The sequence below is a fragment of the Streptomyces sp. SJL17-4 genome, from assembly GCF_036826855.1.
Classification (GTDB): domain Bacteria; phylum Actinomycetota; class Actinomycetes; order Streptomycetales; family Streptomycetaceae; genus Streptomyces.
Genome location: NZ_CP104578.1, coordinates 6,560,033 through 6,583,518, shown reverse-complemented (window position 1 = coordinate 6,583,518; position 23,486 = coordinate 6,560,033). Strand labels below are relative to the sequence as shown.

The following is a 23,486-nucleotide window of genomic DNA, read 5'->3' as shown; positions in this document are numbered from 1 at the left end:
TCCCCCGCCCTGGCTGGAACGTCGGCTGGAACGCCGACTAGAACAGGGCGCTGTAGGCGTTGAGGGCGGGCTGGCCGCCGAGGTGGGCGTAGAGCACGGTCGAGTCCCGGCCGATCTCTCCCCGGTCCACCAGATCGATCAGTCCCGCCATCGACTTCCCCTCGTACACGGGGTCGGTGACCATGCCCTCGGTGCGGGCGGCGAGCCGCATCGCGTCGAGGGTCGTCTCGTCCGGGACGCCGTACACCCCGGCGTGGTAGCGCTCGTCCAGCTCGACGTCGGCCGCCGTCACCGGGCGCTCGACCCCGATGAGGGCGGCGGTGTCCCGGGCGATCCGGGTGATCTGCTCGTGCGTCGGACCGGGCTTCGCGGAGGCGTCGACGCCGATGATCCGGCGGGCCGGGCCGCCCTCCTCGGCGAGCGCGGCGAAGCCCGCGACCATGCCGGCCTGGGTGGAGCCGGTCACCGAGCAGACGACCACCGTGTCGAAGAGGACGCCGAGCTCGCGCTCCTGCTCCGCCACCTCGTACGCCCAGTTTGCGAAGCCGAGCCCGCCGAGCCGGTGGTCGGAGGCGCCCGCCGGGATCGCGTACGGCTTGCCGCCGCTCTCCTCGACCTCGCGCAGGGCAAGCTCCCAGCTCTCCTTGAAGCCGATGCCGAAGCCCGCCCGCACCAGGCGCACGTCGGCGCCCGCGAGACGGCTGATCAGGATGTTGCCGACCTTGTCGTAGACGGAGTCGGGCCAGTCGACCCAGCTCTCCTGGACGAGGACGCAGCGCAGCCCGGCGCGGGCGGCGACGGCGGCGACCTGGCGGGTGTGGTTGGACTGGACGCCGCCGATGGAGACCAGGGTGTCGCAGCCCTGGGCGAGGGCGTCGGCGACCAGGTACTCCAGCTTGCGGGTCTTGTTCCCGCCGTACGCCACCCCGGAGTTGCAGTCCTCGCGCTTGGCCCAGATCGTGGCGCCGCCGAGGTGGTGGGTGAGCCGTTCGAGGGGGTGGACCGGCGAGGGCCCGAAGAGGAGCGGGTAGCGGTCGAAGTCGGTGATCGGCAAAGCGGCTCCCGGTGAGTGACGGCTGCTGGTCGACGTTCCTGGACGCGGAGACGGACGCGCAGAGGGACGCGGAGAAGGACGCGCGGTGACGGACGCGGAGAGGGGCGCGCGGTGACGGACGCGCTACGGAGCCGCGGATCCCGACGACGTGGGCGCCGGAATGCCCGTCACCTCCGCCACCTCGATGGCGTCGTCCGCGAGCTGCTCCAGGGCCGCCCAGATCTCCGTGGTGACCCGCACCGCCTCCGACGCGTCCCCCGCCGCGCACGCGTCGATGAGCCGCGCGTGCAGCTCGGCCGAGCCGCAGCTCCCGGCGTCGCCGAAGAGGCGCCGCTCGACACGGCGGATCAGGGGGGTGTACCGGGCGATCGTGGCGGCGGCGGCGTGGTTGCCGCTGGCGACGACGAGGACCTGGTGCAGCTCGTCGTCGGCGTCGAGCGCCGCCTCGACGTCGGAGGCGCGGACGGCCGCGGCGAAGCGCTCGTTGGCCTCGCGCATGGCCCGGATGCCCTCGGGCCCCAGCAGGGGCACGCCCGTCCTGGCGGCGAGTTCGTGCATCACCCGGACCACCGAGGCGGCGTCCCGGACGACCCGGCTGACCGGCCGGGTGACCCGGGTGTAGCTCTGCGGTTTGGACTCGACGAGCCCCTCGTCGCCGAGCCGGGCCAGGGCCTCGCGCACGGGTGCGCGCGAGAGCCCCAGCCGGTCGGCGAGGTCGGCGTCCTTGAGCGGGGCGCCGGGGGCGAGGTCGCCGCGCACGATGGCCTCGCGCAGCGCCTCGTAGGCCCGGTCACGCAGCAGGGTCCGGCCCACGGGCCGTAATGCGTCCATGGACTGACATGTTAGATGTCAGTCCATGGAGCTGACCAGAGGTCAGAGGTGAAGGTCGGGTGCGGGTCAGCGGCGCGGCTGGCGGCGCCACGGGCCGGTGATCGCCACCATGATGCCCGGGGTCTGGATGCAGGCGAACAACGTGTCCCCGTCGGGCGAGAAGGTCACGCCGGTGAACTCGCTGCCGTTGAGGTCGTTGCGGGCGATCGGGTAGGTGCGGCCCGAGTCGGTGGCGCCGAAGAGGTGCTGGACGCCCTCACCGTCCTCGGCGATGACGAGCCCGCCGTACGGGGAGACGGTGATGTTGTCGGGGCCGTCGTAGGCGCCGTCCACGTCCGGGTTCGCGTTCACGCCGAGCAGCACCTTGAGGGTGAGGGTGCGACGCTTGGGGTCGTAGAACCAGACCTGTCCGTCGTGGGCGGCGCCGGGGCTCTCGTCGCGCGCGTAGGAGGAGACGACGTACGCGCCGCCGTCGGCCCACCACATGCCCTCCAGCTTGCGGGCGCGGGTGACCTGGCCGGCCGTGAACTGCTTGCGGACGGAGGTGGTACGGCCGTCACGGTCGGGGACGTCGACCCAGTCCACGCCGTAGACGGTGCCGATCCGGCTCGCCCGGGAGAGGTCGTCCACGAAGCGGCCCGCGGAGTCGATGCACTTGGCGGCCTGGAGGACACCGGCGTCGTCGGCGAGGGTACGGAGCTTGCCGCGGCCGTGCTCGAAGCCCTTCGGCGGCACCCAGCGGAAGAGCAGTCCGTTGGGGTTGGAGGCGTCCTCGGTGAGGTAGGCGTGGCCGCGCTTGGGGTCGATGACGACGGCCTCGTGGTCGTACCGGCCGAAGGCCTTGATCGGCTTCGGGGCGCGGTTGGCGCGGCGGTCGTGCGGGTCGACCTCGAAGATGTAGCCGTGGTCCTTGGTCATGCCGTTGACGCCGGCGCGGTCCGAGTTCTCCTCGCCCGTCAGCCAGGTGCCCCAGGCGGTACTGCCGCCCGCGCAGTTGGTGGAGGTGCCGGCGATGCCGACCCACTCGGCGACGGTGCCGTCACGGTGCACCTCGACGACCGTGCAGCCGCCGGACGCGGCCGGGTCGTAGACGAGCCCCTCGGTGAGCGGGACCGGGTGCGCCCACTTGTCGCGGGTGCCCTTGAGCTCGTGGTTGTTGACGAGGTACGTGGTGCCGCGCGGCCCGGCGAAGGCGGCGGTGCCGTCGTGGTTGGAGGGCGTGAACTCGCCGGACTCCAGCCGGGTCACCCCGCTGTGGGTGATGACGCGGTACGAGAACCCGGCGGGCAGGGCGAGCATCCCCTCGGGGTCGGCGACGAGCTCTCCGTACCCGAGCCGGTGGCCGTGACCGTGCCCGTGACCGTGGTCGTGGTCGTGGTCCTGGTCGTGGCCGTGCCCGGCTCCGTACGTCTCCAGGTCGTCGGAGGCGAGGGCCTCGGGCGCGGTGGCGAGAGCACCGACGACACCGGTGAGGGCGAGGCCCGCACCGGCGACGGCGGACTGCTTCGTGAACTCTCTGCGGTTGAGGGGCATGTGTGGCGTTCTCCCTGTGCTGGCCCGGCTGTCGCGGGCCACCCTCCCGCGCCGCCACGAACACCGCCTGAACGCCGTGGGAACACCGCCGGGCGCACAGCCCGGCGCCCCCGGCCGCCGCCGGACCGGACGCCCCGACGACCGCCCGCCCGGCGCCCCGGCCGCCGCTCCCCCGGCCGCCGCTCCCCCTCGACCGTCGCCCGGCCCCTCCGGCCCCTCCGGCCGCTACGACCCCTCCGGCCGCTACGGCCGCTACGACCCCGACCGCGACCGGGCCTTGAAGGCCGCCTTGCGGGCCTCCTTCGCCGCGCTCTTGTCGCGGTGCAGCCGTCCCATCGCCTCCAGGACCTCCGCGGTCGCCGGGTGCTCCACCCGCCAGGCCGCCTCGAAGAAGCCGCTGTGGCGCCCCGTGAGCCCCTCGATCAGCTCCTGGAGCTCCTCCAGGTCGCCGTCCGCGTCGAGCTGGGCCGCGATCGTGTCGATCGCCAGCCAGAAGATCATCGACTCCGGCGGGGCGGGCACGTCCGCCGCGCCCCGCTCGGCGAGCCAGACCCGTGCGAGGCCGCCGAGTTCCGCGTCGTCCAGGACCTCCCGTACCGCGGGCTCCGCCTCCGCGCCCACCAGGGACAGCGTCTGCTGGCAGTGGAGGCGGCGCAGCGGCGAGCCGGCGTCCGAGCCACGCGCGGCGTGCAGCAGCTCGCGGGCGGCGGCGAGCGCGTCGCGGCCGGTCAGCCAGGCGGCGGTCTCCTCGCGGGCGGCGGCCTCCGGGTAGCCGGAGATCCCGTCGAGCAGCGCGTCGGCGCCCTTGTCGGCGAGGTCGCCGACGGCGGGGGCGTCCACGCCGGCCTCCAGCATCCGGGCCCGGACGCCGTAGAGACCGAGCTCGGTGAGCCGGACCATGCCGTACCGGGTGACGTCCTCGTCGTCGATGGGCGGCGCGGGCTCCTCGCCCTCCTCGGCCATCAGGGCCTCGTCGACCGGCTGGTACTCGACGAGCCCGATCGGTTCGAGCAGCCGGAACTGCTCGTCGAGCCGCATCATCGCGTCCGAGACCTGCTCCAGGACGTCGTCGGTCGGTTCGCCCATGTCGTCGGGGACGACCATCGACGCGGCGAGCGCGGGCAGCGGCACCGGGCCCTCGCCGGGCCCGCCCTCGCTGACGGTGAGCAGGTAGAGGTTGCCGAGGACGCCCTCCAGGAACTCGGCCTCGATCTCGGGGTCCCAGTCGAGCGACTCGATGTCGATCTCGCCGTCCTCGCCGACGATCGCGTCCAGGTCGTCGAGGACGGGGGCGACGGCGTCGGCGAAGACCGCGTCGAAGCCGTCCAGCCAGAGCGCGAGGACGTCCTGGGGCGAACCGGTCGTGACGACCGCGAGGTTGTCTCCGGCCGAGGCCCGCCCGGGGGTGTCACCCGCCTCGTCCTCCTCGCCGTCCTCGACGTTCACCAGGCCGGTGTCGACGGCGAGGCGCCAGGCGTCGCCCGCCGAGATCTCGCCGTCCTCGTCGTCGGTGAGACCCAGGACCTCGACCGCCTCGGGCAGTTGCTCGTCGACGAGCTCGCCGCCCGCGTCGACCCGGGTGTCCGGACCGGCCCAGCGGGCGAGCCGTACCGCGTGCGCCAGGAGGGGGGCCGCCAGCGCGTCCCGCGCCAGCTCCGCGTCCGCACGCAGCCGAACGGGGGGAAGGGTGGGGTGCTCCGCTGACATCTGGGGGGTCTCCTCGACGCGTCCGTGGTGAAGGTGATGAGTGGGAGGGGCTCGGAGCCGGGCTCGGAGCGCGGCTCTCAGCGTAGACGCATCCGGGGGGACGTCCGCCGGTTCATGAGTCCGTCAGCCTTCGTACACCCGTCGACTCTTGACAAGTTGGGCGCATTGCCAAGAGATTGACGCGCGTAGATTCATCTGCCGTTCCTCCAAGCACCCTCGGAGTCCCTGATGCCTTCCTCCATACCGAGATCTGCCGGCCGCACCGTCGCGCGCTCCGCCGCGGTCTCCGCCGTCGTCGCCGCCGCCCTCGCCGCGGGCCTGCTGGCCGGTTCGACGAACGCCGCCGCCGATGACACGGCCGGTGTCCGCATCCACGACATCCAGGGCACCACGCGCGTCTCGCCGCTCGTCGGCAAGCAGGTCACCGGCGTCACGGGCATCGTCACCGGTGTCCGCACCTACGGCTCGCGCGGCTTCTGGATCCAGGACCCCGAGGGCGACGCGGACCCGGCCACCAGCGAGGGCCTCTTCGTCTTCACCAGCTCCGTCCCGACGGTCGCCGTCGGCGACGCGGTCAGCCTGAACGGCACCGTCACCGAGTACGTCCCCGGCGGGCTGAACTCCGGCAACCAGTCGCTGACCCAGATCTCCAAGCCGGTCATCACCGTGGTCTCGAAGGGCAACGCCGTCCCGGCCCCCGTGACCATCTCGTCCTGGTCCGTCCCCGACGAGTACGCCCCCGAGGGCGACGCGGCCGCCGCCGGGTCGATCAACGGCCTGACCCTGGACCCGGAGACGTACGCCCTGGACTACTACGAGTCCCTGGAGGGCACCAACGTCCGGATCGGCTCCTCGCGCGTGGTCGGCGCCACCGACCCGTACTCCGAGCTGTGGGTCACGGTGAAGCCCTGGGAGAACCCCACCTCGCGCGGCGGCACGGTCTACGGCTCGTACGAGTCGCAGAACACCGGCCGGCTCCAGATCCAGTCGCTGACCCCGATCGCCCAGCAGCCGTTCCCCAAGGCGAACGTCGGCGACCGGCTGACCGGCACGACCGAGGGCCCGCTCGACTTCAACCAGTTCGGCGGCTACACGCTCACCGCCCGCACCCTCGGCACGGTCGTCGACCGGGGCCTGGAGCGCGAGTCCACGGACAAGCAGCACAAGAACGAGCTGTCCGTGGCCACCTACAACGTGGAGAACCTCGACCCGAGCGACCCGCAGGAGAAGTTCGACGCGCTCGCGAAGGCCGTCGTCGACAACCTCGCCTCGCCCGACATCCTCGCCCTGGAGGAGATCCAGGACAACAACGGCGCCAAGAACGACGGCACCGTCGCCGCCGACCAGACGGTGAAGAAGTTCACGGACGCGATCGTGGCGGCCGGCGGCCCGGCGTACGAGTGGCGCTCGGTCGACCCGGAGAACAACAAGGACGGCGGCGAGCCCGGCGGCAATATCCGTCAGGTCTTCCTCTTCAACCCCGAGCGGGTCTCCTTCACGGACCGCGCGGCCACCGACCCGAGCTCCGCCACCGCCGTGACGGGCCGCAAGGGCGACGCCGCCCTGACGGTCTCCCCGGGCCGGATCGACCCGGCGAACTCCGCCTGGGAGAGCAGCCGCAAGCCGCTGGCGGGCGAGTTCGTCTTCCGCGGCCGTACGGTCTTCGTGATCGCCAACCACTTCGGTTCGAAGGGCGGCGACGAGTCGCTCGTCTCGCACCACCAGCCGCCGGTCCGCTCCTCCGAGGCGAAGCGGCTGCTCCAGGCGCAGTCCGTCAACGGCTTCGTGAAGCAGCTCCTCGCGGTCGAGAAGCAGGCCGACGTCCTCGTCGTCGGTGACATCAACGACTTCGAGTTCTCCGGGACGACGAAGGCCCTGACCGAGGGCGGCGCGCTGTACCCGGCCGTGAAGTCGCTGCCGCGCGGCGAGCGCTACTCGTACGTCTTCCAGGGCAACAGCCAGGTGCTCGACCAGATCCTGACGAGCCCCGGCGTGCACCACTTCGAGTACGACAGCGTCCACATCAACGCCGAGTTCGCCGACCAGGACAGCGACCACGACCCCCAGGTCCTGCGCTTCCGCCCGTAGTCACCCCGGACGGCCCGGCGCGGCGACGAGCCGCTCCGGGCCGTCCGGCCGTGTCACACGCCCGCGCTCAGGCTGAGCGCGGGCGTGTACCGCTTCACCCGGCCGCCCACGAGCCCCGGGTAGTGGTGCACCCGCGTCCAGGCCTCGCTCGACCGGCCCTCGTCGGCCAGCCACTCCTCATGGGCCCGCTCGCTCTCCCACTCGGCGTAGTTCAGGACCCGGCCGCCGTCGGTGGACAGATGGAAGTGGGCGCCTGCCCCTCCGGACCGCGGCCGCACCGCCGCGTCCTCGTCCGCCGCGTCCTCGTCCAGGGCGGTGAAGACGGCGTCGACCCACTCCTCCCGGCTTCCCGCGTCCGGCCCCTCGAAGTCGGCCTCGACGATCACGACGATCCCGGGCAGCTCCTCCGTGCCCGTCCGGTCGCGGACGGCGGAGCGGTGGATCGGCGCGTAGCGGCGGAGCTCCACCCGCTCGATGCCGGGCACGGCGGCGTCGATCTCGGCGTTCCGGTCGTCGCGGTAGGTGCGGACGAAGTCCTCGTAGGCCTGCTCGGCGGTCCACTGCGAGTAGTGCAGCAGCGTGTCCCCGTCGGTCCCGAGGGAGACGCTGTACGAGAGCAGCCCGAGGTCGGGCCACTCCCTGCTCTCCCAGGCCTTGCGGATGGCGTCGACGGCCGCGCGCTGGCGCTCGGGGGTGCCGACCCGCCAGGTGCTGACGAGGACGGCGCCGACTCCGGGGCGGTGGAGGTCGGGACGGGCATCGGGGTGGGCGACGGCGTTCATGGGGTCTCCTGTTCCTCGGGGGTTCCTCGGCTGGCTCCACCGTCGCCCCTCAACCATGGTTGAGGTCAACCCCCGTTCCCGTGCGAGACTTCGCGCCATGATCCTTCGTGACCTGACCCTGCGCCCCGCGACCCGCACCGAACTTCCCGCCGTCCTCGCGCTCCTGGCCGACGAGGACAGGGTCGTGGACCCCGCCTCGGTCACCGTCACCGAGGCGTACGACCGGGCCTTCACGGACATCGAGGACGATCCGCGCAACGAGATGCTGGTCCTGACGGACGGTGAGCTGGTCCTGGGCTGCCTCCAGGTCACGTACATCCCGGGGCTCGGCCGGGGCGGCGCCGAGCGGGCCCTGGTCGAGGCGGTCCGGATCAGGGCCGACCGGCGCGGCGGCGGGCTCGGCCGGGAGCTGATGGAGCGGGCCGCGGCACGCGCGCGGGAACGCGGCTGCGCGCTGGTCCAGCTGACCAGCGGCAAGCGGCGGACGGACGCCCACCGCTTCTACGCCTCCCTGGGGTACACGCGCAGCCACGAGGGCTTCAAACTCGCGCTCTGACCCCACGAGCGAGGGCTTCGAACTCGCGCTCCGACCCCGCGGAGCCCTGCCCGTCCGCCGGACGCCTCCTAGCCGAGCAGGTGGCCGCCGCCGTCCACGAGGAGCACCTCGCCGGTGATGTACGAGGAGTGGGCGAGGTCGTGGACGGCCCCGGCAATGTCCTCGGCCCGGCCGACCCGGCGCAGCGGGACGACCTCGGCCACATGGGCCTTGGCCGCGTCGGCGCCGTCGACCCCGTCGAACCAGGGGGTGTCGATGAGTCCGGGCGCGACCGCGTTGACCCGGATGTCGGGGCCGAGGGTCTTGGCGAGGAGCTTCGTCATGTGGTTGACGGCCGCCTTGGAGACGGCGTACGGGATCGAGCTGCCGCCCGGCCGGACGCCGGCCTGGGAGGAGACGTTGACGATGGCGCCGCGGGTCTTCCGCAGGTGCGGGACGGCGGCGGTGATGGTCTGCCAGACGCCGATGACGTTGACGTCGTAGAGGTGGCGCCAGACGTCGGGCGAGGCGGCTTCGAGGTCGTCGTGCGGGATGAACCGGGTGGTGCCCGCGCAGTTGACGAGGAGGTCGAGGCGGCCGAGGGCCTCGACGGTCCGCTCGACGAGGGCCTTGGCCTGGGTCTCGTCGGAGACGTCCGCCTGGAGGTAGCGGGCGCCTGGCAGTTCGGCGGCGAGGCGTTCGCCCGGCTCGACGGAGCGGGCGGAGTTGACCACGACCCGGTATCCGGCCTCGGAGAGGCGGCGGGCGACGGCGGCGCCGATGCCCGAGGACGAACCGGTGACGAGGGCGACGCGGCCGCCGTCGGTGCTGTGTGAGCTCATGCTGTGCTGTTCTCCCTGTCCCTCTGCCGCGCGCGTCGATCATGCCAGAGCTGTCACGCTTAAGTAACCGTGATCTTTCAGCCGAAGCAGATCTAAGTGGACCTTCACTGTGCGATCCGCCCAGACTTCGAGGATGAGCCCTTCCCTTTCCCACCCGGCCCGTCCCTTCGGCCGCGCGCTCTGCGCGATGATCACCCCGTTCGCCCCGGACGGCGCGCTCGACCTCGACGAGGCGGGCAAGCTGGCCGCCCGGCTCGTCGGCGAGGGCTGCGACGGCCTGGTCCTGAACGGCACGACCGGTGAGTCCCCTACCACCTCCGATGCCGAGAAGGCCGCGCTCGTCCGCGCCGTCCGGGAGGCCGTGGGCCCCGGCCCCTCGGTCCTCGCGGGCGTCGGCACCGCCGACACCCGGCACACCGCCGAACTGGCCCGCCAGGCCGAGGCGGCGGGCGCGGACGGCCTGCTCGTCGTCACCCCGTACTACAGCCGCCCGCAGCAGTCGGCCGTCGAGGCCCACTTCCTGAAGGTCGCGGACGCGACCGGTCTCCCGGTGATGGTCTACGACATCCCCGGCCGTACGGGCACCCGCGTCGAGACCGCGACGCTGCGGCGGCTCGCCGAGCACCCGCGGATCGTGGCGGTCAAGGACTGCGCGTACGACCTGCTGGGCTCGGCCCGGGTGATCGCGGAGACCCCGCTCGCGTACTACTCGGGCTGCGAGGAGATGAACCTGCCGCTGTACGCGGTCGGCGGCGCCGGCTATGTCAGCACGGTGGCGAACGTGGTGCCCCGTCAGCTGCGCGCGGTCCTCGACGCCTTCGACGCGGGCGACACGGCGGAGGCGGCGCGGCTCAACGCCCGGCTGCTGCCGCTCGCCGAACGGATGATGGCCGCGGGCCTGCCCGGCACGGTGACCGTCAAGGCGCTGCTCGGCGGCCCGCTGCGCGAACCGCTGCAGCCCGCCGACCGGGAGGCGGTCGACGGGCTGCGTGGTCTGTACGAGGCGCTGCTTCAGGCGGAGTCGGTGGTGTAGGTCCTGCCGAGGATGGCGGCGTGCTCCAGGACGTCCTCCAGCGGGTCGTCGATCTGACCCGTGTGGAGCGAGAGGCTGGGCCCGTTGTTCACGGTGGGCCCGTTGTGGGTGTGCGTCTCGTCCGCCGCGGCCGTCCCGGCCGGCAGCAGGACCGCCGCCATCGTGAGCACTCCCGCGACCATGGACCTCGTCCTCATGTCGACTCCTCGCCTCGTCTGCGTGCGGTGACTCCGCGCTCTGTTAACGCAGAGTCACCGGATCAGTTGTGGCTGTGGAGGATGTCGTTCAGCCCACCCCAGACCGCGTTGTTCGGGCGGGCCTCGACGGCGCCGGTGACCGAGTTGCGGCGGAACAGGATGTTCGAGCCACCGGAGAGGTCGCGGGCCTTCACGATCTCGCCGTCGGGCATCGTGACCCGGGTGCCGGCGGTGACGTACAGACCGGCCTCGACGACGCACTCGTCGCCGAGCGCGATGCCGACGCCCGCCTCGGCGCCGATCAGGCAGCGCTCGCCGATCGAGATGACGACGTTGCCGCCGCCCGAGAGGGTGCCCATGGTGGAGGCGCCGCCGCCGATGTCGGAGCCGTTGCCGACGACGACACCGGCGGAGATCCGGCCCTCGACCATCGAGGTGCCGAGGGTGCCGGCGTTGAAGTTGACGAAGCCCTCGTGCATGACGGTGGTGCCGGCCGCGAGGTGGGCGCCGAGGCGGACGCGGTCGGCGTCGGCGATCCGGACCCCGGCGGGGGCGACGTAGTCCGTCATCCGCGGGAACTTGTCGATGCTGGTGACGGCGAGGTGCAGGCCCTCGGCGCGCGCGTTGAGGCGGACCTTCTCGATGTCGTCGACGGCGACCGGGCCGAGCGAGGTCCAGGCGACGTTGGCGAGCAGGCCGAAGACGCCGTCCAGGCTCTGCCCGTGCGGCTTGACCAGGCGGTGGCTGAGCAGGTGCAGACGCAGGTACGCGTCGTGGGCGTCGAGCGGCTTCTCGTCGAGCGAGGCGATGACGGTGCGGACGGCGACCACCTCGACGCCCCGGCGGGCGTCCACGCCGAGGGCCTTGGCGGCGCCTTCGCCGAGGGCGTTCACGGCCTCGTCGGGGGTGAGCCGCTCGGTGCCGGCGGGGCCGGCCGCCTCGGTCAGCTCGGGGGCGGGGAACCAGGTGTCGAGAACGGTGCCGTCGCCGGCGATGGTGGCGAGGCCGGCGGCGACGGCGCCGGTGGTGCGAGGAGCAGTGGTCATGACGGAAAACCTAACCGGCGGGGCCCCGCGCGGGCCAACCGGTCTCAGGTGTCGGTCGAGCCGATGGGCGGTTCCGACGAGCGCGGAGGGACCCGTTTCGGTTCTTCCTTCAGGATCGCGGCGGGCCCGCGCCCGGAGCCAGCACCCGTGTCAGCATCTCCCGCGCGTACGCCTCGTCGTACGGGTCGTCGGTGAGCAGGCACTGGAGGCAGACGCCGTCCATGAGGGCGACCAGGGCGCGCGCGGTGACGGGGTCGGTGTGGTCCGCGAGGGCGGAGATCACGGTCGCGGCCCACTCGGCGGCGACCGGGCGGAGCGCGGGGCGGCGCAGGGCGGCGAGGTAGAGCTCGTACTCCAGCTCCACCTGGGCGCGTTCGCCTCCCAGCCACTCCCCGAGAAGGCGGGCGAGCACGGCCGCGAGCTCGGCACCGGGCACGGCCGCGAGCTCGGCACCGGGCACGGCTCCGAGGCCGACGCCGGGCGCGGCGGGGGTGAGCCGCTCCCTCAGCAGCTGCCCGAAGCCCTCGTTGGCCTCGCGGAGGGCGGCGACGAGGAGTTCGTCGAGGGAGGCGAAGTGGTACGTGGTCGAGCCGAGCGGCACGTCCGCCTCGGCGGCCACGGTGCGGTGGCTCAGCCCGGCGATCCCGGACCGCCCGGCGACGCGGAGGGCCGCGTCGACGATCCGGTCCCGCCGTTCGGGGTCGTGCCGGCGTGCGCGGGCCATCAGTGGGCGCCGCCGAGGTTGAGGACGACGACCCCGGCGACGATGAGGAGGATGCCGGCGACCTTGGCGAGGCTGAGGGTCTCGCCGAGGAAGAGGATGCCGATCACGGCGACGGCGGCGGTGCCGACGCCGGCCCAGATGGCGTACGCGGTGCCGACCTGGAGCGTCTTGAGCGCCTGCGCGAGGAGGGCGAAGGCGATGAGGTAGCCCGCGCCGGTGACGATCGAGGGCAGGAGCTTGGTGAAACCCTCGCTGTACTTCATGGAGGTGGTGGCGAGTATCTCGGCCGCGATGGCTCCCGCGAGGAGTCCGTATCCCATGCGTACAAGCGTACAGAAGGATGCGTACGGTCGTACGCATCGCCGACCGATACGGTGTCCCGCATGACGATTCCCCCAGGGCCGCCGCCCTACGGCTACGGCTATCCGCCGCCGCCCCCGCCGCCGAAGCCCGGCGTGATACCCCTGGCGCCGCTCACCATCAGCACGATCCTGACCGGTGCCTTCGCGACCTTCGGCCGCTACTGGAAGCAGCTCCTCGGTGTGGCGGCGGTGATCTACCTCGGCGCCCTGCTGGTCGTCGGAGCCTCGATCGGTATCGCGTTCGCGGTCGTCGGCGACGTCTTCCCCGCCGTGTTCGACCTGCCCCCGGGCCAGGAGCCGCAGTGGGACGACATCCGTCCACTGATCATCGCCTTCGTCTGCGTCTGGCTGGCCGGCACGATCGCGATCGTGTGCGCGAACGCCCTGGTGGCGGCGGCCTGCCCGGCCGTGGTCCAGGAGGCGGTACTCGGCCGCCCCACGACCTTCGGCGCGGTCTGGCGCCGGGCCTGGGACCGGATGCCGGCCGTGCTCGGCACCGTGTTCCTGACGAGCCTGGCGCTGCTGATCCCGATGGCCCTCTTCCTGAGCGCCTTCGTCGCGATGATGGTCGCGTTCTTCCGCGAGCTCGCCGACGCGAGCACCGGGGCGGACTCCACGATCTCGTTCGTCCTTCCCCTGACCCTGTTCCTGATGGCGCTGGCGACCCTGCCGTTCGCCCTCTGGATCTGGGTGAAGTTCAGCCTGGCCCCGGCGGCGGCCGTGATGGAGGGTCAGGGCCCGGTCGCCTCGATGCGCCGCTCCTCGCAGCTGGTCCGCGGTGACTGGTGGCGCGTGTTCGGCTGCCTGCTCGCCGCCGCGGTCATGGCCTCCGTCGTGGGCATGGTGATCCAGCAGCTGCTCTCCACGCTGGCGTCGGCCCCGCTGGCGGCCACCGACTTCTCCAGCGAGGACTCCGCCGTCGTGGTGGCGTCCCTGATCGTGATCGTCACGCTCCTCATCGTCGGCCAGCTGATCAGCCAGGCGGTCGTCTCCGTCTTCCCGCCGCTGGTCACCGCGCTGCTCTACGTCGACCAGCGGATCCGCAGGGAGAACCTGGCACCGGAACTGACCCGCGCGGCCGGACTCGGCTAGCGCCGCGAACAACCGCTCGGAGACGCGAAAACGGCCGTGCCCCGAAGGGCACGGCCGTTTCACGCGTGGTGGTGTCGCGGTGGTGTCTCAGACGTTGAAGCCGAGCGCGCGCAGCTGCTCGCGACCGTCGTCCGTGATCTTGTCCGGGCCCCACGGGGGCATCCAGACCCAGTTGATCTTCAGTTCGCTGACGATGCCGTCCGTCGCGGACTTCGCCTGGTCCTCGATCACATCGGTCAGCGGACAGGCCGCCGACGTCAGGGTCATGTCCAGCGTCGCGATGTTCGACTCGTCGATGTGGATGCCGTAGATCAGGCCCAGGTTGACGACGTCGATGCCCAGCTCGGGGTCGACGACGTCGTACAGCGCCTCACGGACTTCTTCCTCGGAGGCCGGCTTCATCGTGGCCTCGGCGTTCTCGGTCATGCCGACTTCCTCTCCGCCGCGTCGCCCAGGGCCTGGGCGGTCGCGTCCTTCCACGCCATCCAGCTGAGCAGCGCACACTTCACACGGGCCGGGTACTTGGAGACTCCGGCGAACGCGACCGCGTCCTCCAGGACCTCCTCCATCGCGTCGTCGGGCTCGATCTGGCCCTTGGACTGCATCAGCTCCAGGAAGGTGCCCTGGATCTTCTGCGCCTCCGCCAGCTCCTTGCCCACGAGCAGCTCGTTGAGGACGGACGCCGAGGCCTGGCTGATGGAGCAGCCCTGGCCCTCGTACGACACGTCCTCGATGCGCGAGCCGTCGTACTTCACGCGGAGCGTGATCTCGTCGCCGCACGTCGGGTTGACGTGGTGCACCTCGGCGTCGCCGTCCCGAAGACCGCGCCCGTGGGGGTGCTTGTAGTGGTCCAGGATGACGTCCTGGTACATCGAATCCAGCTTCACGACCAGCCCCTACCCGAAGAAGTTCCGTACGTGCTCGAGGCCCGCGACCAGGGCGTCGACCTCGGCCGGGGTGGAGTACAGATAGAACGACGCCCGCGTGGTCGCAGGAATTCCGTACCGCAGGCAGACCGGCCGCGCGCAGTGGTGGCCGACCCGGACCGCGATGCCCTCCTCGTCGAGGACCTGGCCCACGTCGTGCGGGTGGATGTCGCCGAGCGTGAAGGAGATCGCCGCGCCGCGGTCCTCGGCCGTGGTGGGGCCGATGATCCGCAGGTCCGGGACCTCCTGGAGGCGCCGGACAGCGTACTCGGTGATCGCGTGCTCGTGGCGCGCGATGTTCTCCATGCCGATCGCCGAGAGGTAGTCCACGGCCGCGCCGAGGCCGACGGCCTGGGCGATCGGGGGCGTACCCGCCTCGAACTTGTGCGGGGCCGGCGCGTACGTCGAGGAGTGCATCGAGACGGTCTCGATCATCTCGCCGCCGCCGAGGAAGGGCGGCAGGTCCTCCAGGAGCTCCTGCCGTCCCCACAGCACGCCGATGCCCGTCGGGCCGCACATCTTGTGGCCGGTGAAGGCCACGAAGTCGGCCTGGAGCGCCTGCACGTCCAGGACCATGTGCGGGGCCGCCTGGGAGGCGTCGATGCAGACGAGCGCACCGACCTCCTGGGCGCGACGGATGATCGTCTCGACCGGATTGACCGTGCCCAGCAGGTTCGAGACCAGCGTGAACGAGACGATCTTGGTCTTCTCGGTGATGACCTCTTCGATGTTCGAGAGGTCGAGACGGCCGTCGTCGGTGAGACCGAACCACTTCAGCTTCGCGCCGGTGCGCTGCGAGAGAAGCTGCCACGGCACGATGTTGGAGTGGTGCTCCATCTCCGTGATGGCGATCTCGGTCTCGTGGTCCACGCGGTAGGGCTCGTCGGCCCAGCCCAGCATGTTGGCCACCAGGTTGAGCGACTCCGAGGCGTTCTTGGTGAAGATCACCTCGTCGCGGCTCGGGGCGTTGATGAAGGCCGCGACCTTGTCACGGGCGCCTTCGTACAGCGCCGTCGCCTCCTCGGCGACCGTGTACACGCCGCGGTGGACGTTGGCGTTGTGACGCTCGTAGTACGTGTTGAGCGCGTCGAGGACCTGCCGCGGCTTCTGCGAAGTCGCCGCGGAGTCGAGGTACACGATCTTCTTGCCGTCGTGGACCACGCGATCCAGGAGCGGGAAGTCCTTGCGGATCGCCTCGGTGTCGAGGAGGCCGGAGAGCCCCTGGTGGGCAGATGTCACGCGGATGCGCCACCCTTCGTGCTGTAGGCCTCGTAACCCTCGTTCTCCAGTTTGTCGGCGAGCTCGGCGCCGCCGGACTCGACGATGCGGCCCTCGGAGAAGACGTGGACGAAGTCGGGCTTGATGTAGCGCAGGATGCGCGTGTAGTGCGTGATCAGCAGGGTGCCGACCTCGCCGGTCTCGCGGACGCGGTTGACGCCCTCGGAGACCTGGCGCAGCGCGTCGACGTCCAGGCCGGAGTCGGTCTCGTCGAGGATCGCGATCTTCGGCTTGAGGAGCTCCAGCTGGAGGATCTCGTGGCGCTTCTTCTCACCGCCGGAGAAGCCCTCGTTGACGTTGCGCTCGGCGAAGGCCGGGTCCATCTGGAGCTGCTCCATCGCGGACTTGACCTCCTTCACCCAGGTGCGCAGCTTGGGGGCCTCGCCGCGGATGGCGGTGGCGGAGGTCCGCAGGAAGTTGGAGACCGAGACACCGGGGACCTCGACCGGGTACTGCATGGCCAGGAAGACACCGGCGCGGGCGCGCTCGTCGACCGACATCTCCAGGACGTCCTCACCGTCGAGGGTGACGGTGCCGCCGGTGATCGTGTACTTCGGGTGGCCGGCGAGCGAGTACGCCAGGGTCGACTTGCCGGAGCCGTTGGGGCCCATGACGGCGTGGGTCTCGCCCTGCTTGATGGTCAGGTCGACACCCTTGAGGATCTCGCGGGGGCCGTTCTCGGCCTCGACGGAGACGTGCAGGTTGCGGATTTCAAGCGTTGCCATGGGTGACTCAGGACTCCTGGGTGACGGAGACGAGCACATCGTCCCCTTCGATCTTTACGGGGTATACGGGGACGGGGCGCGTCGCGGGAAGGCCGGAGGGCTTGCCGGTGCGGAGGTCGAAGCTCGACCCGTGCAGCCAGCACTCGATGGCACAGTCCTCGACCTCGCCCTCCGAGAGGGAGACGTTCGCGTGCGAGCAGATGTCGTTGATCGCGAACACCTCGCCCTCGGTGTGCACGACCGACACCGGCGTGCCGTCGACCTCGACCCGCTTCGGGGTGTCGGCCTCCAGCTCGCTCAGCGCGCAGACTCGGACGAAGGCCATCAGACGGAGGCCTCCAGCTCGGCCTCGATCTTGGCGATGAGGCGCTCCTCGACGTCCGGCAGACCGATCTGCTGGACGAGCTCCGCGAAGAAGCCGCGGACGACGAGGCGGCGGGCCTCGGCCTGCGGGATACCGCGGGACATCAGGTAGAAGAGCTGCTCGTCGTCGAAACGACCGGTGGCCGAGGCGTGACCGGCGCCGGCGATCTCGCCGGTCTCGATCTCCAGGTTCGGTACGGAGTCGACCCGGGCGCCGTCCGTGAGGACCAGGTTCCGGTTGAGCTCGTACGTGTCCGTGCCCTCGGCCGCGGCCTGGATGAGCACGTCGCCGATCCAGACGGCGTGCGCGTCCTGGCCCTGCAGCGCGCCCTTGTAGGCCACGTTGGACTTGCAGTGCGGGGTGTTGTGGTCGACCAGGAGGCGGTGCTCCTGGTGCTGGCCGGCGTCGGTGAAGTACAGACCGAACAGCTCGGCCTCGCCGCCGGGCGCCGCGTAGGAGACCCGCGGGTGGATGCGGACCACGTCGCCGCCGAAGGTGACGATGACGGACTTGAAGGAGGCGTCGCGGCCGACCAGGGCGTTGTGCTGGGCGACGTGGACGGCCTTCTCGTCCCAGTCCTGGACGGAGACGACGGTCAGCTTGGCGCCGTCACCGAGGACGTAGTCGACGTTGGCGGCGAGCACCGCGTCGCCGGAGTGGTCGAGGACCACGACGGCCTCGGCGAAGGCGCCGAGCTCGATGACCTGGTGGCCGAAGGCGACACCGCCCTCACCGTGCACGGTGATGCGGATCGGCTCGTCGAGGACGGCCTCCTTGGCGACGGTGACGACCGAGGCCTTCTCGAAGGAGGAGTACGCCTGCGCGGCGACCCGGTCGACGGGCGTGCCGGCCTTGCCGAGGCGCTCGTCCTCGCGGCCGACGGTCTCCACGGTGACGCCCTCGGGGGCCTCGATCTCGACCTTGACGCCCTCGCCGGAGGCGACGGCGGTGCCGTCGTGGAGGCCACGGAGGCGGGCGAGCGGGGTGAACCGCCACTCCTCCTCGCGGCCGTGCGGGACGGGGAAGTCCGCGACGTCGAAGGACGGGGGCGCGCTCATGCGCGTGGCGACGGTGGACTCGGCGGCCACCGCGATCGAGCCCGCGGTGGTGGAGCCCGCGGGGATGTTCTGAGCCTCAGCCATGGCTGTCGTGTTGCTCTCTTCCTGCGTACGTAAAGAAAATCGGTCGCTGCGGGGCGGGGTGGGGCTCAGCCCACCGAGCCCTCCATCTGCAGCTCGATCAGCCGGTTGAGCTCCAGGGCGTACTCCATCGGGAGTTCCTTGGCGATGGGCTCGACGAAGCCGCGGACGATCATCGCCATGGCCTCGAACTCGGTGAGGCCGCGGCTCATCAGGTAGAAGAGCTGGTCCTCGGAGACCTTGGAGACGGTGGCCTCGTGGCCCATGGAGACGTCGTCCTCGCGCACGTCCACGTAGGGGTACGTGTCCGAGCGGGAGATCGTGTCGACGAGCAGCGCGTCGCAGAGCACGTTGGACTTGGCGCCCGGGGCACCCTCGCCGATCTCGATGAGACCGCGGTAGGAGGTGCGGCCGCCGCCTCGCGCCACCGACTTGGAGACGATGTTGGAGGAGGTGTTCGGAGCCATGTGGACCATCTTGGCGCCGGCGTCCTGGTGCTGGCCCTCGCCCGCGAAGGCGATGGACAGGGTCTCGCCCTTGGCGTGCTCGCCCATCAAGTAGACGGCCGGGTACTTCATGGTGACCTTGGAGCCGATGTTGCCGTCGACCCACTCCATGGTGGCGCCCTCGTAGGCGACGGCGCGCTTGGTCACCAGGTTGTAGACGTTGTTCGACCAGTTCTGGATGGTCGTGTAGCGGCAGCGGCCGCCCTTCTTCACGATGATCTCGACCACGGCGCTGTGCAGCGAGTCCGAGGAGTAGATCGGGGCGGTGCAGCCCTCGACGTAGTGGACGTAGGCGTCCTCGTCGACGATGATCAGCGTCCGCTCGAACTGGCCCATGTTCTCCGTGTTGATACGGAAGTAGGCCTGGAGCGGGATCTCGACGTGCACGCCCTTCGGCACGTAGATGAACGATCCGCCGGACCAGACGGAGGTGTTCAGCGAGGCGAACTTGTTGTCGCCGACCGGGATGACGGTGCCGAAGTACTCCTTGAAGAGCTCCTCGTGCTCCTTCAGCGCGGTGTCGGTGTCGACGAAGATGACGCCCTGCTCCTCCAGGTCCTCGCGGATCTGGTGGTAGACGACCTCGGACTCGTACTGGGCGGCGACACCGGCGACGAGGCGCTGCTTCTCCGCCTCGGGGATGCCGAGCTTGTCGTACGTGTTCTTGATGTCCTCCGGCAGGTCCTCCCAGGACTCGGCCTGCTTCTCGGTGGACCGCACGAAGTACTTGATGTTGTCGAAGTCGATGCCGGAGAGGTCGGAGCCCCAGGTCGGCATGGGCTTCTTGTCGAAGAGCCGCAGACCCTTGAGACGCAGCTTCAGCATCCACTCGGGCTCGTTCTTCTTCGAGGAGATGTCGCGGACGACGTCCTCGTTCAGACCGCGCTTGGCGGTGGCACCGGCGGCGTCGGAGTCGGCCCAGCCGTACTCGTACCGACCCAGGCCCTCGAGCTCGGGGTGGCTGATCTCGGTGGTCATGCGGGGTTCCTCCCGGCCGTGCTTGCGGATGCTGATTCGTTGGTCTGTGGGGCGCTGTGCGGGATGAACGTGGTGCAGACGCCGTCACCATGCGCGATGGTGGCCAGACGCTGGACGTGCGTTCCCAGGAGGCGGGAGAAGAACTCCGTCTCCGCCTCGCACAGCTGTGGGTACTGCTCGGCGACGTGGGCGACCGGGCAGTGGTGCTGGCAGAGCTGCTCGCCGACCGGCGCGTTCCGCGCAGTGGCAGCGTACCCGTCCGCGGTCAGGGCCTTGGCGAGCGCCTCGGTGCGCTGCGCGGGCTCCGCCGCCTCGACGGCCTCGCGGTACGCGTCCGCCTGGGCCTCGATCCGGTCGCGGGCGAAGGCGGCCACGGCCGCTTCCCCGCCGGCGTTGCGCTCGATCCACCGGAGCGCCTCGACCGCGAGCGAGTCGTACGACTGGTCGAAGGCGTCCCGGCCGCAGTCGGTGAGCGCGAAGACCTTCGCGGGGCGGCCGCGGGAACGCGCGCCGTAGACGCGCTGCTCGCGTGCCTCGACGACGTTCTCGGCGACCAGCGAGTCGAGGTGGCGGCGGACGGCCGCCTGGGTGAGGCGGAGCCGGCCGGCCAGATCGGCGACGGTCGACGGCCCGTGGTCCAGGATCGACCGCGCGACCCGGTTGCGCGTCGAACGCTCTCGGGTCGCGAGTTCCTCCACCGGAGCCGCGCCAACGTTTTTCACAACGCCATTGTTGCGTAATTAATCTCGGACTGACAAGCGGCGCCGGACGCGCCGACCGTGCGGTGCGTCACTCAGGTAAGGCTTACCTGACCTGCGGAAATGATCATTCGTAGGACGAATGAGTGGCCGGATCCGACCGCCCCGCGACCCCGTACGCGCAGGCCACGAGGGGGGTCCGCCGCGGCGAAGAGCACGTCGGGGCCCGCGTCCGGGGACCCGGGCCCCGCGCCGGGAGGACCTCCGACCCCTCTCTAGACTTCCCGTCATGCGAAACGAGTCCGTCGGGTCCGCCGTCCAGGTCCGTGGCCTGGTCAAGCGGTACGGCAACAAGACCGCCGTCGACGGCCTCGACCTCGACGTGCGGTCCGGCACCGTGACCGCCGTCCTCGGCCCCAACGGGGCCGGCAAGACCACCACCATCGAGACCTGCGAGGGCTACCGGAAGCCCGACGCCGGCACCGTGCGCGTCCTCGGCCTCGACCCGGTCGCCGACGCGGCCGCCCTGCGCCCCCGCATCGGCGTCATGCTCCAGTCGGGCGGCGTCTACTCCGGCGCCCGCGCCGACGAGATGCTCCGCCACATGGCGAGACTGCACGCCCACCCGCTGGACGTGGACGCGCTGATCGAGAGGCTGGGCCTCGGCTCCTGCGGCCGCACCACCTACCGGCGGCTCTCCGGCGGCCAGCAGCAGCGCCTCGCGCTCGCCATGGCCGTCGTCGGCCGCCCCGAGCTCGTCTTCCTCGACGAGCCGACCGCCGGACTCGACCCGCAGGCCCGCCGCGCCACCTGGGACCTCGTGCGCGAGCTGCGCGCCGACGGGGTGACCGTGGTCCTCACCACCCACTTCATGCAGGAGGCGGAGGAGCTCGCCGACGACGTCGCCATCGTCGACGCCGGCCGGGTCGCCGCCCAGGGCAGCCCCGAGCAGCTGTGCCGGGGCGGCGCCGAGAACACCCTCCGCTTCACCGGACGCGCCGGACTCGACCTGGGCTCCCTGCTCAAGGCGCTGCCCGACGGCACGGCCGCGGCGGAGCCGCTCCCGGGCACGTACCGGATCTCCGGCACCGTCGACCCGCAGCTGCTGGCCACGGTCACCAGCTGGTGCGCCCAGCACGGCGTCATGCCCGACGGCATCTCCGTCGAGCGCCACACTCTCGAGGACGTCTTCCTCGAACTGACGGGCAAGGAACTGCGGTCGTGAGCACTGGTACGTACGCCCCGAAGCCGGGCGCCGCCCCCGTCGGCCGGATGATCGCGGCGCAGACGGCGCTGGAGACCCGGATGCTGCTGCGCAACGGCGAGCAGCTCCTGCTCACCGTGATCATCCCGTCGCTGCTCCTCGTGCTCTTCTCCACGGTCGACATCATCGCCACCGGCGCCGACAAGGCCGTCGACTTCCTCGCCCCCGGCATCCTCGCCCTCGCCGTCCTCTCGACCGCGTTCACCGGCCAGGCCATCGCGACCGGTTTCGAGCGGCGGTACGGGGTGCTCAAGCGCCTCGGCGCCTCACCGCTCCCCCGCTGGGCGCTGATGACCGCCAAGACGCTCGCCGTGCTGGTCACCGAGGTCCTCCAGATCGTCCTCCTGACGGCGATCGCCCTGGGCCTCGGCTGGTCCCCGCACGGCAACCCCCTGTCCGTGCTCCTCCTCCTGGTGCTCGGCACGGCCGCGTTCTCCGGCCTCGGCCTGCTGATGGCGGGCACGCTGAAGGCGGAGGCCACCCTGGCCGCCGCCAACCTGGTCTTCCTGCTGCTCCTGGTCGGCGGCGGGGTCATCGTCCCGCTGGACAAGTTCCCGGACGCCGCCCGCTCGGTCCTGGAGCTGCTCCCGATCTCCGCCCTCTCGGACGGCCTGCGCGCCGTCCTCCAGGACGGTGCGGCCCTGCCCTGGGGCGACGCGCTGACCCTCGCGGTCTGGGCCGTCCTCGGCCTCGGCGCGGCGGCGAAGTTCTTCCGCTGGGAGTGACCGAAGAGGTTCAGAGGGTGACGTTTCGCGACAAGCCACCCCCCTCGTGAAAGCGTGCACAAGCCCCGTCCTACGATGGGGCCCGTGCTGACCCCCCTCGCCTCCATCGCCAGGCGCTGGACCCCGTCCCCCAGGACGCTCCGGCGCGCCGCGCTCTCCGCCGTCGTGATGAGCGTGCTCATCATCGTCACCGGTGGCGCGGTCCGACTGACCGGTTCCGGTCTGGGCTGCGACACCTGGCCGAAGTGCACCGACGACAGCCTGATCGTGACGCCCGAGCAGGGCTACCGCGGCGTGATCGAGTTCGGCAACCGGATGCTGACCTACGTCCTGTCGGCCGCGGTCGGCTGGGCGATCATCGCCGCCCGGTCCACCAAGCCGTGGCGTCGCGGGCTCACCCGGCTCGGCTGGGCCCAGTTCTGGATCGTGATGAGCAACGCCGTCCTCGGTGGCATCACGGTGTGGATGGGCCTCAACCCGTGGACGGTCGCCGGCCACTTCCTCGCCGCGAACGCGCTGCTCACCGTCGCGGTCGTCACCTGGCACCGCACCGGCGAGGGCGACACCGAGCCCCGCCCCCGCGTGCCCCGCCCGGTCCGCAAGCTGTCCTGGGCGATCACGATCACCGCGGGCCTGCTGATCGTGCTCGGTACGGCGGTGACCGGCGCCGGCAAGCACGCCGGTGACAGCAGCGACGTGCCGCGCATGCCCTGGGACTGGACGAACGCCGCGCACCTCCACGCCATCGCCGCCTGGGTCGTCTGCGCCCTGGCGCTCGCGATGTGGCTGGTCCTGCGTGTGGTGGACGCCCCGGTCGACACCCGGGCCCGCGCCCGCGACCTGCTGATCGTGCTGCTCGCGCAGGGCGGCATCGGCTACGTGCAGTACTTCACCGGGGTCCCCGAGCTCCTGGTCGCCGTCCACATGCTCGGCTCGTCCCTGATGTGGATCGCGGTCCTGCGGCTGGCCCTGAGCATGCGCGAGCGCCCGGTCCCCACGGCCGACATCCCGGCCCAGGCCGACGCCGAACTGGCGAAGGCCTGACCGCTCCGCCCGA

General features: G+C 71.4%; 25 protein-coding genes. 7 read left to right on the top strand and 18 right to left on the bottom strand.

Features of this window, described 5'->3' with window-relative positions; translation table 11 throughout:
* Positions 1–37 precede the first annotated feature (37 nt).
* From N5875_RS29585 to N5875_RS29570, 4 genes are all read right to left on the bottom strand, one after another.
* On the bottom strand, positions 38–1,054 hold the full coding sequence (locus N5875_RS29585) for a 1-aminocyclopropane-1-carboxylate deaminase (RefSeq protein ID WP_318207147.1): 1,017 nt from the start codon (positions 1,052–1,054) through the stop codon (positions 38–40).
* Positions 1,055–1,177: 123 nt separating this feature from the next.
* Positions 1,178–1,885, bottom strand: coding sequence for a GntR family transcriptional regulator (locus N5875_RS29580; protein WP_318207148.1), 708 nt, complete (start codon positions 1,883–1,885; stop codon positions 1,178–1,180).
* Between the two features lie 66 nt (positions 1,886–1,951).
* Positions 1,952–3,418 (bottom strand): alkaline phosphatase PhoX, encoded by a 1,467-nt coding sequence (locus tag N5875_RS29575; protein ID WP_338497229.1) that lies wholly within the window; start codon positions 3,416–3,418, stop codon positions 1,952–1,954.
* A gap of 252 nt (positions 3,419–3,670) precedes the next feature.
* A complete protein-coding gene (locus N5875_RS29570) occupies positions 3,671–5,125 on the bottom strand; it encodes a hypothetical protein (protein ID WP_338497228.1) in 1,455 nt (484 codons plus the stop codon).
* Between the two features lie 228 nt (positions 5,126–5,353).
* Between N5875_RS29570 and N5875_RS29565 the strand changes: the two genes are divergently transcribed.
* A complete protein-coding gene (locus tag N5875_RS29565) occupies positions 5,354–7,213 on the top strand; it encodes an endonuclease/exonuclease/phosphatase family protein (protein WP_318207151.1) in 1,860 nt (619 codons plus the stop codon).
* A gap of 53 nt (positions 7,214–7,266) precedes the next feature.
* On the opposite strand, the gene N5875_RS29560 is transcribed toward N5875_RS29565, so the two are convergent.
* A complete protein-coding gene (locus tag N5875_RS29560; protein WP_338497226.1) occupies positions 7,267–7,995 on the bottom strand; it encodes an antibiotic biosynthesis monooxygenase in 729 nt (242 codons plus the stop codon).
* 97 nt (positions 7,996–8,092) lie between these two features.
* Here N5875_RS29560 and N5875_RS29555 point away from each other — a divergent pair, with 97 nt between their 5' ends.
* Complete coding sequence (locus tag N5875_RS29555; RefSeq protein WP_338497224.1) at positions 8,093–8,551, top strand: GNAT family N-acetyltransferase; 459 nt, start codon at positions 8,093–8,095, stop codon at positions 8,549–8,551.
* A gap of 68 nt (positions 8,552–8,619) precedes the next feature.
* On the opposite strand, the gene N5875_RS29550 is transcribed toward N5875_RS29555, so the two are convergent.
* On the bottom strand, positions 8,620–9,372 hold the full coding sequence (locus N5875_RS29550) for an SDR family NAD(P)-dependent oxidoreductase (protein ID WP_318207154.1): 753 nt from the start codon (positions 9,370–9,372) through the stop codon (positions 8,620–8,622).
* A 133-nt stretch (positions 9,373–9,505) separates the two neighbouring features.
* Between N5875_RS29550 and dapA the strand changes: the two genes are divergently transcribed.
* Positions 9,506–10,405, top strand: coding sequence for a 4-hydroxy-tetrahydrodipicolinate synthase (gene dapA / locus N5875_RS29545; RefSeq protein ID WP_338497222.1), 900 nt, complete (start codon positions 9,506–9,508; stop codon positions 10,403–10,405).
* On the opposite strand, the gene N5875_RS29540 is transcribed toward dapA, so the two are convergent.
* The 4 genes from N5875_RS29540 to N5875_RS29525 form a co-directional block, all read right to left on the bottom strand.
* Entirely contained in the window at positions 10,384–10,602 is a 219-nt protein-coding gene (locus N5875_RS29540) for a hypothetical protein (protein WP_318207156.1), read from the bottom strand. The two genes, dapA and N5875_RS29540, sit on opposite strands and share 22 nt — an antisense overlap.
* A 62-nt stretch (positions 10,603–10,664) precedes the next feature.
* On the bottom strand, positions 10,665–11,648 hold the full coding sequence (dapD, locus tag N5875_RS29535) for a 2,3,4,5-tetrahydropyridine-2,6-dicarboxylate N-succinyltransferase (RefSeq protein WP_318207157.1): 984 nt from the start codon (positions 11,646–11,648) through the stop codon (positions 10,665–10,667).
* Between the two features lie 109 nt (positions 11,649–11,757).
* The gene (locus tag N5875_RS29530; RefSeq protein WP_338497219.1) at positions 11,758–12,372 is read right to left on the bottom strand and encodes a TetR family transcriptional regulator; all 615 of its coding nucleotides are present in this window, start codon (positions 12,370–12,372) and stop codon (positions 11,758–11,760) included.
* Positions 12,372–12,692, bottom strand: a complete 321-nt coding sequence (locus tag N5875_RS29525; protein ID WP_318207159.1) for a multidrug efflux SMR transporter — start codon at positions 12,690–12,692, stop codon at positions 12,372–12,374. Before N5875_RS29525 ends, N5875_RS29530 begins: the two co-directional genes overlap by 1 nt.
* Before the next feature lie 63 nt (positions 12,693–12,755).
* Between N5875_RS29525 and N5875_RS29520 the strand changes: the two genes are divergently transcribed.
* Complete coding sequence (locus N5875_RS29520) at positions 12,756–13,826, top strand: oxidoreductase (protein WP_338497217.1); 1,071 nt, start codon at positions 12,756–12,758, stop codon at positions 13,824–13,826.
* A gap of 87 nt (positions 13,827–13,913) precedes the next feature.
* On the opposite strand, the gene N5875_RS29515 is transcribed toward N5875_RS29520, so the two are convergent.
* From N5875_RS29515 to N5875_RS29480, 8 genes are all read right to left on the bottom strand, one after another.
* On the bottom strand, positions 13,914–14,252 hold the full coding sequence (locus N5875_RS29515; protein WP_055602247.1) for a metal-sulfur cluster assembly factor: 339 nt from the start codon (positions 14,250–14,252) through the stop codon (positions 13,914–13,916).
* Positions 14,249–14,713 (bottom strand): Fe-S cluster assembly sulfur transfer protein SufU, encoded by a 465-nt coding sequence (gene sufU / locus N5875_RS29510; protein WP_318207161.1) that lies wholly within the window; start codon positions 14,711–14,713, stop codon positions 14,249–14,251. The genes N5875_RS29515 and sufU overlap by 4 nt, the downstream gene beginning before the upstream one ends.
* Before the next feature lie 9 nt (positions 14,714–14,722).
* Entirely contained in the window at positions 14,723–15,991 is a 1,269-nt protein-coding gene (locus tag N5875_RS29505) for a cysteine desulfurase (protein WP_030322528.1), read from the bottom strand.
* Complete coding sequence (sufC, locus tag N5875_RS29500) at positions 15,988–16,755, bottom strand: Fe-S cluster assembly ATPase SufC (protein WP_318207162.1); 768 nt, start codon at positions 16,753–16,755, stop codon at positions 15,988–15,990. Before sufC ends, N5875_RS29505 begins: the two co-directional genes overlap by 4 nt.
* Positions 16,756–16,762: 7 nt before the next feature.
* Positions 16,763–17,080, bottom strand: coding sequence for a bifunctional 3-phenylpropionate/cinnamic acid dioxygenase ferredoxin subunit (locus N5875_RS29495; RefSeq protein WP_030322524.1), 318 nt, complete (start codon positions 17,078–17,080; stop codon positions 16,763–16,765).
* Complete coding sequence (gene sufD, locus N5875_RS29490) at positions 17,080–18,261, bottom strand: Fe-S cluster assembly protein SufD (protein WP_318207163.1); 1,182 nt, start codon at positions 18,259–18,261, stop codon at positions 17,080–17,082. Before sufD ends, N5875_RS29495 begins: the two co-directional genes overlap by 1 nt.
* A gap of 65 nt (positions 18,262–18,326) precedes the next feature.
* Complete coding sequence (gene sufB, locus N5875_RS29485) at positions 18,327–19,742, bottom strand: Fe-S cluster assembly protein SufB (protein WP_318207164.1); 1,416 nt, start codon at positions 19,740–19,742, stop codon at positions 18,327–18,329.
* Positions 19,739–20,464, bottom strand: coding sequence for a metalloregulator ArsR/SmtB family transcription factor (locus N5875_RS29480; protein ID WP_318207165.1), 726 nt, complete (start codon positions 20,462–20,464; stop codon positions 19,739–19,741). The genes sufB and N5875_RS29480 overlap by 4 nt, the downstream gene beginning before the upstream one ends.
* 265 nt (positions 20,465–20,729) lie before the next feature.
* Here N5875_RS29480 and N5875_RS29475 point away from each other — a divergent pair, with 265 nt between their 5' ends.
* The 3 genes from N5875_RS29475 (at position 20,730) to N5875_RS29465 (ending at position 23,473) form a co-directional block, all read left to right on the top strand.
* The gene (locus N5875_RS29475) at positions 20,730–21,665 is read left to right on the top strand and encodes an ABC transporter ATP-binding protein (RefSeq protein WP_318207166.1); all 936 of its coding nucleotides are present in this window, start codon (positions 20,730–20,732) and stop codon (positions 21,663–21,665) included.
* Positions 21,662–22,429 carry an ABC transporter permease gene (locus N5875_RS29470; protein ID WP_318207167.1) on the top strand — a complete coding sequence of 256 codons (768 nt, stop codon included), beginning with the start codon at positions 21,662–21,664 and terminating at the stop codon, positions 22,427–22,429. Before N5875_RS29475 ends, N5875_RS29470 begins: the two co-directional genes overlap by 4 nt.
* Before the next feature lie 75 nt (positions 22,430–22,504).
* Complete coding sequence (locus N5875_RS29465) at positions 22,505–23,473, top strand: COX15/CtaA family protein (protein ID WP_318207168.1); 969 nt, start codon at positions 22,505–22,507, stop codon at positions 23,471–23,473.
* Positions 23,474–23,486 lie beyond the last annotated feature (13 nt).